The sequence below is a fragment of the Clostridium sulfidigenes genome, from assembly GCF_052067195.1.
Lineage (GTDB): Bacteria > Bacillota > Clostridia > Clostridiales > Clostridiaceae > Clostridium_J > Clostridium_J sulfidigenes.
Window position 1 is genome coordinate 69565 of the sequence record NZ_JBQHQR010000009.1, and the last position, 13591, is coordinate 83155.

A 13591-nucleotide genomic window follows, 5' to 3' on the forward strand; every position below is an offset into this window, starting at 1 on the left:
TAAATTAAGGAGGTAATATGCTTGAGTTAATGATTATATGTGGATTAGTATTACTAATTTGCATAACATCCAGTAAAGTATTATATAAGTTTGGTGTACCAATGTTACTTATATTCATCATTTTAGGAATGTTATTTGGCTCAGATGGTGTAGTAGGAATATATTTTGATAATTATGAGCTTACAAGAGAATTATGTTCCTTTGGGTTGGTATTTATAATGTTCTATGGTGGGTTTGGTACCAATTGGAAAGAAGCTAAACCTGTTGCAAAAGAATCCATTTTAATGTCTACATTTGGGGTAATAATCACATCAGGATTGACAGGATTATTCTGTTATTTTGTCCTTAAAACAAGTCTTTTAGAAGGGTTGCTAATAGGCTCCATAGTTGGGTCTACAGATGCAGCATCAGTATTTTCTATATTACGTTCACAGAAATTAAACTTAAAAGGAGAAATTGCATCTATACTAGAGGTTGAAAGTGGAAGTAATGACCCTATTGCATATATGCTAACATTAATAGTTTTAACATTAATGAATAATGGGGGTATCAGCTCAATAGTACCTACAGTAATTGGACAAATTATTTTTGGTATATTAATTGGGGTGATATTATCTAAGCTAACGGTCTATATAATGAGAAATGCAAATTTTGAAGTAGATGGATTTTATACAATATTCATAACGGCAATTGCTATTTTATCTTATGCATTAAGTGAATGGGTAGGCGGTAATGGATATTTAAGTGTTTATATAGCTGGTATTATTATTGGAAATAGTAAAATTCCACACAAGAGAAGCTTAGTTCATTTCTTTGATGGAGTATCGTGGATAATGCAAATTATGCTATTTTTTGTATTAGGTTTATTATCATTTCCTTCTGAATTACCAAGCGTTATAGGGAGCTCTATATTAATATCAATATTTATGATAATAATTGCACGTCCAATCGCAACCTTTAGCGTTTTAAGTTGGTTTAAGATACCATTTAAACAACAGTTGTTTGTTTCGTGGGTAGGATTAAGAGGGGCAGCTTCAATTGTTTTTGCAATATATGCAATAACATCAGGGATACCATTAGAAAATGATATATTTCATATAATATTTTTTATAGCTTTATTATCAGTAGCTATTCAAGGCACATTAATCCCTAAAGTAGCTAGAAAGTTAGATTTAGTAGATGATACAAAAACAGTATTAAAAACATTTACCGACTATCAAGAAGATAGGTCTACAACATTAATAGAGTATAATGTTGACTCTAACAGTAGTTGGAAAGAAAAGACTATAATGGAAGCGGATATTCCAGAGGAGATACTTATTGTAATGATAAAAAGAGATAGTGAAATAATAGTTCCAAAAGGCTCTACACTAATTAATCAAGGTGATATATTAGTTTTAAGTGGAAATAATATAGAATATTTATTAGAAAAAAATGTTGGATCGTAGATTTTGTACAAAGTGGCTATAGAACTTATAGCCACTTTAGTTTTGAAATTTATATGAGGATTAATATAGTTATGAATTATTTTATTCTTAAATATTGTATTTTGAGTAAAATATTGCATATAAATAAATTAGCGTTATAATAGACTTATATAAATTATTTTTAATTTAAGGAGGGAGTTAATTGGACAATTTAAAAGTTACTCCTTTAAGAGGAGAATATGAGAAGAATGGTGGAAAAATTGTAGAGTTTGCTGGGTATGAATTACCTACTCAATTTAAGGGAATTCTACATGAACATGAAACCGTAAGAGAAAGAGCAGGTTTGTTTGATGTTTCTCATATGGGTGAAGTACTAGTAAAGGGAAAGGATGCTGAAAAATTTGTTAACTATCTTTTAACAAATGATGTGAAAACACTAAAAAATGGAGATGTTATATACAGTTTCATGTGTTATCCAAATGGTGGTGTTGTAGATGACTTACTAGCTTATAAATTTTCAGAAGATTATTATTATTTAGTTGTAAATGCAAGCAATAAAGAAAAAGACTTTAAATGGATGTTAGATAACAAAGGTAATTTTGAGATAACCATTGAAGATATTTCTGATAGTGTAGCTCAATTGGCACTTCAAGGGCCAAAAGCTCAAGAAGTATTACAAAAATTAACACAATTTAATTTATCAGAGATAGGATTTTTCCAGTTTAAAGATGATATAGACATATGTAATAAAAAAGTTTTAATTTCAAGAACAGGATACACTGGTGAAGATGGCTTTGAAATATATGCAAAACCTGAGGATGTAGTAGTCTTATGGAGAGAAATACTTAAAGCTGGAGAAAATGAAGGTGTTGAACCTATTGGACTTGGCGCTAGAGATACACTAAGATTTGAAGCTACACTTCCATTGTATGGAAATGAAATGGATGAAACTATAACTCCATTAGAAATGGGTTTTGGATTTTTTGTGAAACTTAATAAAGAAAATTTTATTGGTAAAAATGTTTTAATAAAACAAAAGGAAAATGGAGTAACCAGAAAATTAGTAGGATATGAATTGATAGATAGAGGTATAGGAAGACATGGCTATATAGTAATTAAGGATAATGAAGAAATAGGACATGTAACCACTGGATATATGTCTCCTACCTTAAACAAAACAATAGGATTTGCGTTAATTGATGCTAAGTACGCAGCATTAGGTACAGAAATTTTTATAAAAGTTAGAAATAAAGAATTAAAGGCAATGGTTGTCAATAAAAAGTTTTATAGTAAAAAAACTCAAAAATAAGGGGGATTAATCATGTTAGTATTGGAAAATTTATTATATACAAAGAATCATGAATGGATAAGAGTAGAGGAAGATAAAGCTTATATAGGAGTTACAGATTGTGCACAAAAATTATTAGGTGATATAGTTTTTGTAGATTTACCATCAGAAGATGATGAGTTTTCTAAGGGAGAAGCTTTTTCAACAATTGAATCTGTTAAAGCTGCTGAAGATATTTTCATGCCTGCAAGTGGTAATGTACTACAAGTTAATGAAGAGTTAACTGATAATCCTATTCTAGTAAATGAAAATGCATATGACGCTTGGATGATTTGTGTAGAATTATCAAATAAAGATGATTTAAAAGATTTATTAAAAGCTGAAGAGTATGAAGAATTATGTAAAGACCTATGTAAAGAAGGTGAATAATATGTTTCCTTATATTCCTATTACAGAAAGAGAAAAAAATCAAATGCTTGATTTTATTTCTGTAAAATCAATAGAGGATTTATTTAAAGATATTCCGGATAATTTAAAATTAAATAGAGAATTAAACATTGATAAAGGTTTATCTGAGTTAGAAGTTGAGAAAATAATGACTAACTTAGCTAAAAAAAATAAATCTATAGAAGATTTTATTTGTTTTTTAGGTGCAGGCGTGTATGATCATTATGTTCCTTCTATATGTAAACATTTAACTGGAAGAACAGAATTTTATACAGCTTATACTCCATATCAACCTGAAATTAGCCAAGGAACTTTACAAGCAGTTTTTGAGTATCAAACTATGATTTGTAACTTAACAGGTATGGAAGTTTCAAACTCATCTATGTATGATGGGGCTACAGCAGCAGTAGAAGCTTCTGTAATGGCTATAGAAAATACAAAGCGAAATACCATAATAGTTTCTAAAACAGTACATCCGGACACAAGACAAGTTTTAAAAACTTATCTAAAATATAAAGGGTACGATTTATTAGAAGTTGATGAAAGTAATGGAGTTACAGATATTGAGAAGGTAAAATCATTATTAAATAAAGATGTAGCAGGAGTTATTATACAAAGTCCAAACTTCTTTGGAATTATAGAAGAGGTAGAGGAATTAGAGAAGGATGTCCATTTAAATAAATCTTTACTTATTATGAGTGTGGATCCATTATCTTTAGGTGTTTTAAAAAGCCCTGGTGAACTAGGGGCAGATATAGCTATAGGGGATGGTCAAAGTCTTGGTGCTAATATTAACTTTGGAGGACCGGGTCTAGGATTTCTAAATACTACTAAAAAGCTTATGAGAAAAATGCCAGGTAGAATTGTTGGAGAAACTGACGACAGTCATGGTAACAAAGGATATGTATTAACACTTCAAGCAAGAGAACAACATATAAGAAGAGAAAAAGCTACCTCTAATATATGTTCTGATCAAACATTGATGGCAATAGGTGCTGCTGTATATATGGCTACCATAGGAAAAGAAGGTATAAAAGAAATAGGAGCTCAATGCATCAAAAAGTCTCACTATGCTTTTAATCAATTAATAGAGAGTGGTAAATATAAGCCACTATTCAATAAACCATTTTTTAAAGAGTTTGCAGTGAAATCTGATACTTGCTTATGTGAAATAAATAACAAATTACTAGATAATAATATTTTAGGCGGATATATTTTAGAAGAAGATTACCCTCAATATAAGAATTCTATGTTACTTTGTGTAACAGAAAAAAGATCGAAGGATGAAATAGACAAATTAGTTAAAGTGATGGAGGAGATATAATGAAAAGTTATAATAAAGTTATCTTTGAACTATCATGTGAGGGTAAAGTAGGTTATACGCTTCCACAAATAGATGTGGAGGATATAAATATAGAATCTGTTATACCTAAAAATATGTTAAGAGAAGAGGAGGCATATCTTCCACAAGTAAGTGAAGTTGATGTAGTTAGACATTACACTGCTCTTTCTAATAAAAACTATTGTGTAGATAAGGGGTTCTATCCTCTAGGTTCTTGTACTATGAAATATAATCCTAAAATTAATGAAGATGTGGCTATGTTTTCTGGTTTTAGTAAAATTCATCCTAAAGAATCAGCAGAAAATGTACAAGGTGCATTAGAACTTATCCACGACCTTTCCTTAAAGTTATGTGAAATTACAGGTATGGATGATTTTACATTGCAACCCGCTGCTGGAGCTCATGGTGAATTCACAGGACTTTTATTAATAAAAGCATATCATGAAAGTAGAAATGATTTTAAACGTAAAAAAATAATAGTTCCTGACTCAGCTCATGGTACAAATCCTGCAAGTGCAAAAGTGGCAGGTTTTGAAATAGTTGAAATTAAATCTGATAAGGATGGATTGGTTTCAATAGAAGAACTAAAAAAAGTTTTAAATGATGAAATAGCGGGACTGATGCTTACAAATCCAAATACTTTAGGTTTGTTTGAGAAAAATATAGAGAATATAAGTAAGTTGGTTCATGAAGCAGGCGGACTTTTATACTATGATGGAGCAAACTTAAATGCTATTATGGGAAAAGCTCGTCCTGGTGATATGGGATTTGATGTGTGTCATTTAAATCTTCATAAAACATTTTCAACACCACATGGTGGTGGTGGTCCAGGAGCAGGTCCAGTAGGCGTATGTGGTAAACTTTCTAAGTTTCTTCCGGTTCCAATTATAAAAAAGGAAGAAGAGAAGTTTGTATTTGATTATGATAGACCTGATTCTATTGGAAAAGTAAGAAGTTTTTATGGGAATTTTGGAGTGTTAGTTAGAGCCTATACCTATATACTAACTATGGGAAGTGAAGGACTGAAAGCTGCTTCAGAGAATGCTGTATTAAATGCAAATTATATAAAAGAAGCTTTGAAAGATTATTATAAGGTAGCTATCGATGAGGTATGTAAGCATGAAGTTATCTTTGCTGGTTTAAAAGATAACCCAAATCATATATCAACTTTAGATGTAGCTAAAAGATTGATTGACTATGGTGTACATCCGCCAACAGTTTATTTTCCTCTAATAGTTGAAGATGCTCTTATGATAGAACCAACTGAAAGTGAAAGCTTAGAGTCCATCAATGAGTTTGTTGAAGTTATGAAGATAATAGCTATAGAAGCTAAGGAGAATCCAGAAGTTTTACATGAAGCTCCTCAAAATGCTTTAGTAAGAAGGTTAGATCAAGTTAAAGCAGCAAGAACACCAATCTTAAAGTGGAGTAAGTAACTTTTTAAGAATTAAAATTTATAGGCATTAATATAATAATGTCAAAGATTATATTAATGCCTTTTTATACAGATTTGTTAAAGTTTTAACTAAAATAAGCTTGCATATATAGTTAATATAGTATTTCATACAGAACATATTAATACGAGGAGTGTAGTTATGAAAGATATAATTGTAATAGGTGGAGGACCAGGTGGTTATGTGGCTGCCATTAGAGCAGCGCAATTAGGAGCAAAAGTGTGTCTTATAGAAAAAGAAAATTTAGGTGGGACATGTTTAAATTATGGGTGTATTCCAACTAAAACCATATATAGAACTGCAGAACTTTTTAATAACTTAAGGCATATTGAAGACTTTGGTATTAAAGCAAATAATCCTGAAATAGATGTAGATAAAATTCAAGAAAGAAAAGGAAGCATTATAAAAACTTTAGTAACTGGAATAGAAGCTCTTTTAAAGGGAAATAATGTAGAACTTATAAGGGGTAAAGCTACATTAATTGATAAAAATACTGTAACAGTATGCAACGAAGAAGAAATAACTATTAAAGGCAAAAATATAATTATAGCTACTGGATCTCAAGCTGAAATCCCATCCATTGAAGGAGTATATGATAGTAAAAATATTATAACAAGCACTGAACTTTTAGATTTTAATCATATACCAAAATCCTTAGTAGTTATAGGTGGTGGAGTAATTGGAATGGAGTTTGCCAGCATTTTTAATGCTATGGGAAGTAAAGTTACAGTGATAGTTGCGAGAAATTCTATACTATACGATATAGATAAAGATATTTCAAAGAGATATTCAGCTATGGCAAAAAAGTCTGGAATAGAGATTCTTACTTCAACTAAAGTTATGAGTTTTAGAGAGACTGAAGAAATAGTTATACAATGTCAGGGTAAGAAAGGTGACTTTGAAGTAAGAGGGGAGAAAGTACTTCTTGCAAAGGGAAGAAAACCTAATTTTGAAGGTATTGATGTAGATAGATTAGGAATAAACACATATAAAAAAGGCATAGTGGTTGACGAAAATTATGAAACTTCTTTAAAGGGTGTATATGCGGTTGGAGATGTTAATGGGATTTCACTTCTTGCTCATGCAGCTTCCCACCAAGGGGTAGAAACTGTGGAACATATATTATTAAATAAACCTTGTCATAAAGCAGTGATTCCTTCTTGTATTTTTACTTTTCCTGAAATAGCAGTAGTAGGAATTACAGAAGAAGAAGCTAAAGAAAAGGGAATAAACTATAAAAAAAATAAATTCTTGTTTGGTGCCAATGGAAAAGCTTTAGCTTTAGGTGAAGGTGAAGGTTTGGTAAAAGTTATAAGCGATGAAAATAATGTGATTTTAGGTGTGCACATTCTTGGACCCCATGGGTCAGATTTAATACTAGAAGGCACTATAATGGTTGAAAAGGAAATGACGGTGTCAGAGCTGAAAGAAGTGGTTCATAGTCATCCAACGTTAGGCGAGGCACTACATGAAGCTGTCTTAGGATTAAATAAAGAAGCTATACACAGTATAAATAGGTAACTACTATTTTTAAAATATGCATTATATTGTATTCAAAATAAAAAGGAGAAAAAATGAGATATATTGATAATAATTGCACAGATCCTTATTTCAATTTAGCTCTAGAGGAGTATTTATTAAGAGAAAAGAATGGTGAATATTTTGTACTTTGGAGAGATGAACCTTGTATAGTAGTTGGAAAAAATCAAAATACTTTATCAGAGATTAATGAGGAATACATTAAAAAGCATGATATAAAAGTTGTAAGGAGACAAAGTGGAGGTGGAGCTGTTTTTCATGACCTTGGGAATTTAAACTTTACATTTATAGTTGAGGATGATGGAAAAAAATTCAATGATTTTAAGACCTTTGTTATTCCAATCATAGGTGTATTAAATGAATTAGGAGTAAAGGCAGAGTTTTCAGGGAGAAATGATCTTTTAATAGATGGTAAAAAGTTTTCTGGAAATGCTCAATGTAAATATAAAAATAGAGTAATGCATCATGGGACTTTATTATTTTCTTCTGACATAGTTAACTTAAGTGATGCTTTAATTTCTAAACCCATAAAATTTTCAGATAAAGCAGTTAAATCTGTATCTAGTAGAATTACAAATATTAGTGAACATTTAAAGGAATCCTTTAGTGTTACAGATTTTAAAAATAAAATATTCGAGTATATCGGTAGAGAAGAAAAAGATAAGGTTATAACTACTTTAGATAATGAGGAAATTGAAGAGGTTAAAAATCTAGTTAAAACTAAATATGAAACTTGGCAGTGGAATTTTGGACAGTCGCCCAAATATAACTTTTATAATGAGAAAAAGTTATCTGCTGGAACTATAGAGTTAAGTATTGATGTTGAAAAGGGTATAATGCAGCACATAAGAATTTTTGGAGATTTCTTTGGAGAAGGAAATATTGAAGATATTGAAAAAGCTCTTATAGGTAAAAAGCATAATACTGAAGAAATTCATAGAGTAATAGATAATATTAATATAAAGAATTATTTTGGAAATGTAAGTAAACAAGAGCTTTTAAGCTTATTTTTTGTATAAGATTATTTAAATTAGGCGATAGAATTTAATTACAGTATATACAAAGGAAATATAGGGACACAAAAAACACATTTAAGGTAAGATAAACTATATAAAAATATTTACTAATATTTGTTATTTAGGGTATAATTAAATTAATTTTATAAAGGGAGTGATGGTAATGGGATTATTTAGTAGTGTAATAGGAAATGCGTCAGAGGTGGATATCAATAAAATCAAGGAAGACTATATGAAATTATTAGGTTCTAATGAACAAATAGAAAAAGCATACAAGTTAGTAAGAGATATGATTATATTTACAAATAAAAGATTAATTATTATTGATAAGCAAGGGGTTACTGGTAAAAAGGTAGAGTATCATTCAGTACCATATAGAGCAATTACTAATTTCAAAGTGGAAACATCAGGACATTTTGATTTAGATGCAGAACTTAAAATATTTGTTTCAGGGATGAGCATGCCGATAGAAAAGACCTTTAGCAGCAGTTGTAACATTTATGAAGTACAATCAATATTAGCAGAATATTGTAGTAGATAGTATAAACATAAGAGTGCTTGATAATGAGTAGTGGAAGCTAAGATTAAAATTAAAGAAAAAATAGTTTGCATATTTAAAAGTGGATTCTTGATGAATCCACTTTTATATCTCCAATTAAATTAAATGTATAAACTTTATATTGCTAGTTATGAATTAATATTATCTATTTTTCAACTATACTCTTAAGCTCCATAAGATTGGAAATCTCATATGTAGGGTTTATAGCACTTTTGTTTATAATCTTATTAGAATTAAACCAGCAGGTATCTATACCAAAATTTATTCCCCCTTGTATATCTGAAGTTAAGCTATCGCCTACCATTAATACTTTGGTTTTATCAGTATGATTTATATTTTTTAAAGTATGTTCAAATATTCTCGGATCTGGCTTAGATACTTCAATTTCATCAGATACTACTATATCATCAAAGTATCCTCCTATGACAGATTTTCTTATTCTATTATCTTGTACATCCTTAAGACCGTTAGTGATTATAATAAGCCTATAATTTTTATGTAGACTTTCTATAAGAGCTATACTATCATCATATAAAAATGATGCACTGGATAAATGTTTTACATATGATTTTGCAAAATTAACTTCATCAAATTTAGCATTTAATTTATATAATAGTCTTCTAAATCTTTCAATATTCAAATCACTCTGAATGATAAGTCCATTTTCAAACTCTTTCCATATAATTGTATTTATATCCTTATATACTTTTAAATGATAATTTTCATCATAATCTATGCCAAACTCAATCATAGTATTTTTAAGAGCGTATCTCTCAGATTTTTTAAAATCAAATAAAGTTTCATCTGCATCAAAAATTATAACTTCGTAATTCATAATAAACCTCCATCTATACTTTACATCCTCTATTTCATAAGTTACCATATTGATGTATATATCTATAGGACATATGTCATGATAAGGAGAATTTATGAAAAAAATATTGAATCAGCAACTCTTAAACAAGTATTTTGCTAAGTATAATATAGAAGATCTATTTGATGAGGATATAATAAACTATGCTCAACTCCATTTTTATGAAAAAGATGAAATTATATTAGAAGCGGAGGATGAACTTGAATATTACTATTTGCTTGTAGATGGGAAAATTAAAATATCATATCTTTTTGAAAATGGTAAATCAATGCTATTAAAGTTTTATAAAGACTTTAATACTATAGGAGATTTAGAGTTTTTAAAAAATAAGCCCATACAATGTAATGTTGAAGCTATAGAAAATACTTTTTTAATTGCCATACCATCAACTATACTTAGAGCAAATTATATTGATAATGTGAACTTTTTACATCATTTAGTAGGTTCTTTAAGTGAAAAACTTCATGAAACCATTAATAATAGTTCATATAACTTTGTATATCCTCTTGTAAATAGGCTAGCTAGCTACCTAGTTGAGCATTTAGAAGATGATAGAAATTATATACTTTTAAACTCACCATTTAAAGAGATTGCTGAATTTTTAGGAACAACTTATAGGCATTTAGTGAGAACATTTAAAGAGCTTGAATCAAAATCAATTATAAAATGTGATAATAAAAAAATATATATATTAGATGAGGATAGACTTAATGAGTTATCTAAAAATGTGTATATGAAATCCCTTTAGATATAGAAGCAATACGTCTAAATGTAGAAGAAGCATTCATAAGATAAAATTATTTATAATATATATAACATAGATAAATAATTAAGGGGGCTATTATGAGTTATACTACTGAAAGACAACCACAAGGTATTGCCAAAAGTGCAGAAGGATTTTTAAGAGAAGGGCTTGTTGCAGAAGTTGTAGCAATAAATGATTATAGTCATTTTATAACAATTACAGAAAATAAAGAACTTAAGGAATTATTTCATCATATTATGGAAGATGAAAAGAGACATTATGCAATGTTTTTAAATGCTCTAAGATGTATTGATCCAGAGCAAGCTGCTTTAGAAGAAGAAGCTAGGGAACATGTAAATATATCATCTAAGGAAAAGTATAAAGATTATACTAATAAATATGATAAGGATGTTAATCTACTTGTAACTATTAGAGAGGGAATAAAGGGAGAGTTAGAGGCTATTTTGCTTTATGAACAATTTGTTAGAAACTTAGATAACAGTACTTTAGTTAAAATAATAAATGAAATAACTAGAGATGAAAAGGAACATGTGGAAGAATTAACTAGAGCTTTAGTTATTTTAGATAAAGATAATTATGGAACATTATAAGAAAGTATAAAATAATCTGTGTAAACCCAATAAGAAGAATATGATTATTCTTATATAATTTGGGGAGCACAGATTATATTTTTAATGTAATAGAGACTTTAAGTGTACTGAGTTAATTCCTCAAAAATATCAATACCTCTGTCGTCATATAAGAAAAACACAGTTCCTGTTTCAAGGTCTATGATGTAAACAGAACAATCAAGCTCTGTGTTATCCCCTAAATCAGAGGTAATTATTTTACGAAAAAGTGTTTCAATATCAATTTTATTGGTTTTCCATATATATCTTATACCATGAAAGGTTTCTTCTTCGTCAGTCCAATGAAAGGGAATGGTTTGGTTTTCGGCCGCTGCAAGGCATGACTCAACAAATTCTTTTTCGTTCTTTACCGCACGATTGTATTTATCTTCATAAATAACGGCTAAATTATTAGTAAAATGTTTCTGTATATAGAGCTTTATGGCAAGCTGAGAGCAAGTATCAATATATTCCGTTCTTGTATTTAGAGCATCATCATAGGGATTATCACACTCTAATGGAAACTCTTTACAGAAGTGGGTAGTTAATAATGATTGGTTTAACAATTGGTTTCTAAACATTCCAATTGCTTCATACGTATGATGTGACCATTCGCTCCAAAAGGCAAAATATCCATCTCTTTCATAAGGTTCGTCTGGTAAAATTTTAGGTGAACACTGGTTATAAAACTTCTCAACAGCCCTAGAAAATCGTAAAACCTCATTTCGATATTTTAGCAATGAAACCGTGTAGGTGGTTCCTTCTTCCGTTTGGATAACAACCACATCTGTCTTGTGCGTAACAGAATAATCAATACCATTATCGCATCCAATTATTGTTACTTCACTCAAATTGTCAGATGCAAATAAACTGTTACCACAACAAGGAAGCATCTGTTCATAAGGAGTAATCGCATGATCATGTGTTAAGGTTCTAAGCATCTGTAGTGCAGAAGCACTTGTACAGCATGAGTAATTTAACCGTGTATCTCCGATTGTGACTGTAACATCTCCGTGTAGGCATAAATCTTTTGGAGCGTCTTCAGAATCATCAATCCAGCAGAGATTTGACCAAGAAATTACAAATGGTGTGTCTTTCATTATCATAAGCCATCCTCCTAAAAGAGAGTTTCTAATGTAATGTCATGGAATATATGCATAAACTGTTGATTGCAGAACACAGCATTTTCAATTAGGGATTCTATGCTATCAAATGCCTGCTCATCCTCGGATATCCACAAAGAAACCGTCTTGGCAGAGCCGTTTTTTGAAATAAAGCATTTTATCTCCTTGTATGAAAACTCAAGCTCACGCCCTGCATTTATCAAATATAACAATGCAGCTAAGGAATGATACTGAAACAACTCATTTGCTAGGTTATCATACAAGTTTTCGGACATATCCTCAAGTACATATTTTCCTTTTGTGCCATCAGCATTAATATAAAATCCATCAATGATTTCATTGATACCTCCACCAAATGACCAGTTGTTGGATTCAATAAAACCAATAAATTTATTGAAAAATTCATCTTCAGATAGATTCATTGGCACTTCTACGCAGCCTTGTATCTCAAATTCTTTGCTCAAAATAATCACCACCTATCATATAAATTCAATTTATAAGCGTAAATCTCATCAACTACCTTTTAGTAAATATTTGCATGGTTGTATTTTTTATCATTTTACCATGACCAGACAAATACATCAACGGCTTAAATATGAGCAGCAAAGAAGAAGAAATTGTAAAGAAACAAGAATAATGCTATGCTTATATAAAACCTTAAAAATTGATAAATATAAGAATGAATAATTAACATGAAAGAACATAATTGGGAGCGATATTATGAATATAAAAATAGAAAAAAACTGTGATAATGTAGATTGGAGCTTGATTCCAGAAATATTAAAGCTGGGAGGTATGGGGTATTTTGATGAAGAAACCCATAAGAAAGCATTTGAAAATAGTTATATTACTGTGTTTGTATATGATAACAATAGGCTTATTGGATTTGGAAGAGCATTATCAGATGGAGTTTATCAAGGTGCAATTTATGATGTAGCTATATTACCACAGTATCAAGGTAAAGGTATAGGAAAGTTAATAGTAAGCACTATACTTGAGTCATTGCCAGGATGCAATGTGATTTTATATGCTGCTAAGGGAAAAGAAGGATTCTATAATAGCTTTAATTTTAGAAAGATGAAAACTGGCATGGCTTTATTTAATAATGCTGAAAAAATGAAAGAAAAGGGATTTATTGAATAGAAAA

The 13591-nt window shown here is 29.9% G+C and carries 14 protein-coding genes; 11 read left to right on the forward strand and 3 right to left on the reverse strand.

The window, feature by feature from the left end; translation table 11 throughout:
• Positions 1-17: 17 nt before the first annotated feature.
• From ACTNBA_RS11825 to ACTNBA_RS11860, 8 genes are all read left to right on the forward strand, one after another.
• Positions 18-1448 (forward strand): potassium/proton antiporter, encoded by a 1431-nt coding sequence (locus tag ACTNBA_RS11825; RefSeq protein WP_441074293.1) that lies wholly within the window; start codon positions 18-20, stop codon positions 1446-1448.
• Positions 1449-1629: 181 nt separating this feature from the next.
• A complete protein-coding gene (gene gcvT / locus ACTNBA_RS11830) occupies positions 1630-2736 on the forward strand; it encodes a glycine cleavage system aminomethyltransferase GcvT (protein ID WP_441074295.1) in 1107 nt (368 codons plus the stop codon).
• A 12-nt stretch (positions 2737-2748) separates the two neighbouring features.
• Positions 2749-3144 (forward strand): glycine cleavage system protein GcvH, encoded by a 396-nt coding sequence (gene gcvH / locus ACTNBA_RS11835; protein WP_035130183.1) that lies wholly within the window; start codon positions 2749-2751, stop codon positions 3142-3144.
• A gap of 1 nt (position 3145) precedes the next feature.
• A complete protein-coding gene (gene gcvPA / locus ACTNBA_RS11840; protein ID WP_441074367.1) occupies positions 3146-4486 on the forward strand; it encodes an aminomethyl-transferring glycine dehydrogenase subunit GcvPA in 1341 nt (446 codons plus the stop codon).
• Positions 4486-5940, forward strand: coding sequence for an aminomethyl-transferring glycine dehydrogenase subunit GcvPB (gene gcvPB / locus ACTNBA_RS11845; protein WP_441074297.1), 1455 nt, complete (start codon positions 4486-4488; stop codon positions 5938-5940). The genes gcvPA and gcvPB overlap by 1 nt, the downstream gene beginning before the upstream one ends.
• Before the next feature lie 159 nt (positions 5941-6099).
• On the forward strand, positions 6100-7479 hold the full coding sequence (lpdA, locus tag ACTNBA_RS11850; RefSeq protein ID WP_441074298.1) for a dihydrolipoyl dehydrogenase: 1380 nt from the start codon (positions 6100-6102) through the stop codon (positions 7477-7479).
• A 53-nt stretch (positions 7480-7532) separates the two neighbouring features.
• Positions 7533-8516, forward strand: a complete 984-nt coding sequence (gene lplA, locus ACTNBA_RS11855; RefSeq protein WP_441074300.1) for a lipoate--protein ligase — start codon at positions 7533-7535, stop codon at positions 8514-8516.
• Positions 8517-8676: 160 nt separating this feature from the next.
• Positions 8677-9054 carry a PH domain-containing protein gene (locus tag ACTNBA_RS11860; RefSeq protein WP_346877270.1) on the forward strand — a complete coding sequence of 126 codons (378 nt, stop codon included), beginning with the start codon at positions 8677-8679 and terminating at the stop codon, positions 9052-9054.
• Between the two features lie 163 nt (positions 9055-9217).
• Here ACTNBA_RS11860 and ACTNBA_RS11865 read toward each other — a convergent pair whose 3' ends face one another.
• Positions 9218-9907 carry a YjjG family noncanonical pyrimidine nucleotidase gene (locus ACTNBA_RS11865; protein WP_441074302.1) on the reverse strand — a complete coding sequence of 230 codons (690 nt, stop codon included), beginning with the start codon at positions 9905-9907 and terminating at the stop codon, positions 9218-9220.
• Between the two features lie 94 nt (positions 9908-10001).
• On the opposite strand from ACTNBA_RS11865, the gene ACTNBA_RS11870 reads away from it, so the two are divergent.
• Both ACTNBA_RS11870 and ACTNBA_RS11875 read left to right on the forward strand, forming a co-directional pair.
• Complete coding sequence (locus tag ACTNBA_RS11870) at positions 10002-10694, forward strand: Crp/Fnr family transcriptional regulator (protein WP_441074303.1); 693 nt, start codon at positions 10002-10004, stop codon at positions 10692-10694.
• Positions 10695-10789: 95 nt separating this feature from the next.
• Positions 10790-11302: a ferritin family protein gene (locus tag ACTNBA_RS11875; RefSeq protein ID WP_346879492.1), complete on the forward strand. Its 513-nt coding sequence runs from the start codon at positions 10790-10792 to the stop codon at positions 11300-11302.
• Positions 11303-11400: 98 nt separating this feature from the next.
• Here the strand turns inward: ACTNBA_RS11875 and ACTNBA_RS11880 are convergent, their stop codons facing one another.
• Both ACTNBA_RS11880 and ACTNBA_RS11885 read right to left on the reverse strand, forming a co-directional pair.
• Positions 11401-12426, reverse strand: coding sequence for a DUF3885 domain-containing protein (locus ACTNBA_RS11880; protein WP_441074304.1), 1026 nt, complete (start codon positions 12424-12426; stop codon positions 11401-11403).
• A gap of 11 nt (positions 12427-12437) precedes the next feature.
• On the reverse strand, positions 12438-12908 hold the full coding sequence (locus tag ACTNBA_RS11885) for a hypothetical protein (RefSeq protein ID WP_441074305.1): 471 nt from the start codon (positions 12906-12908) through the stop codon (positions 12438-12440).
• A 256-nt stretch (positions 12909-13164) separates the two neighbouring features.
• On the opposite strand from ACTNBA_RS11885, the gene ACTNBA_RS11890 reads away from it, so the two are divergent.
• A complete protein-coding gene (locus ACTNBA_RS11890; RefSeq protein WP_441074307.1) occupies positions 13165-13587 on the forward strand; it encodes a GNAT family N-acetyltransferase in 423 nt (140 codons plus the stop codon).
• Positions 13588-13591: the final 4 nt, after the last annotated feature.

Bases quoted from the DNA above. Each gene is read 5' to 3' on its own strand.
- ACTNBA_RS11825 (WP_441074293.1), top strand. From the start codon at position 18: ATGCTTGAGTTAATGATTATATGTGGATTAGTATTACTAATTTGCATA.
- gcvH (WP_035130183.1), top strand. From the start codon at position 2,749: ATGTTAGTATTGGAAAATTTATTATATACAAAGAATCATGAATGGATA.
- gcvPA (WP_441074367.1), top strand. From the start codon at position 3,146: ATGTTTCCTTATATTCCTATTACAGAAAGAGAAAAAAATCAAATGCTT.
- gcvPB (WP_441074297.1), top strand. From the start codon at position 4,486: ATGAAAAGTTATAATAAAGTTATCTTTGAACTATCATGTGAGGGTAAA.
- lpdA (WP_441074298.1), top strand. From the start codon at position 6,100: ATGAAAGATATAATTGTAATAGGTGGAGGACCAGGTGGTTATGTGGCT.
- lplA (WP_441074300.1), top strand. From the start codon at position 7,533: ATGAGATATATTGATAATAATTGCACAGATCCTTATTTCAATTTAGCT.
- ACTNBA_RS11860 (WP_346877270.1), top strand. From the start codon at position 8,677: ATGGGATTATTTAGTAGTGTAATAGGAAATGCGTCAGAGGTGGATATC.
- ACTNBA_RS11865 (WP_441074302.1), bottom strand. From the start codon at position 9,907: ATGAATTACGAAGTTATAATTTTTGATGCAGATGAAACTTTATTTGAT.
- ACTNBA_RS11870 (WP_441074303.1), top strand. From the start codon at position 10,002: ATGAAAAAAATATTGAATCAGCAACTCTTAAACAAGTATTTTGCTAAG.
- ACTNBA_RS11875 (WP_346879492.1), top strand. From the start codon at position 10,790: ATGAGTTATACTACTGAAAGACAACCACAAGGTATTGCCAAAAGTGCA.
- ACTNBA_RS11880 (WP_441074304.1), bottom strand. From the start codon at position 12,426: ATGATAATGAAAGACACACCATTTGTAATTTCTTGGTCAAATCTCTGC.
- ACTNBA_RS11890 (WP_441074307.1), top strand. From the start codon at position 13,165: ATGAATATAAAAATAGAAAAAAACTGTGATAATGTAGATTGGAGCTTG.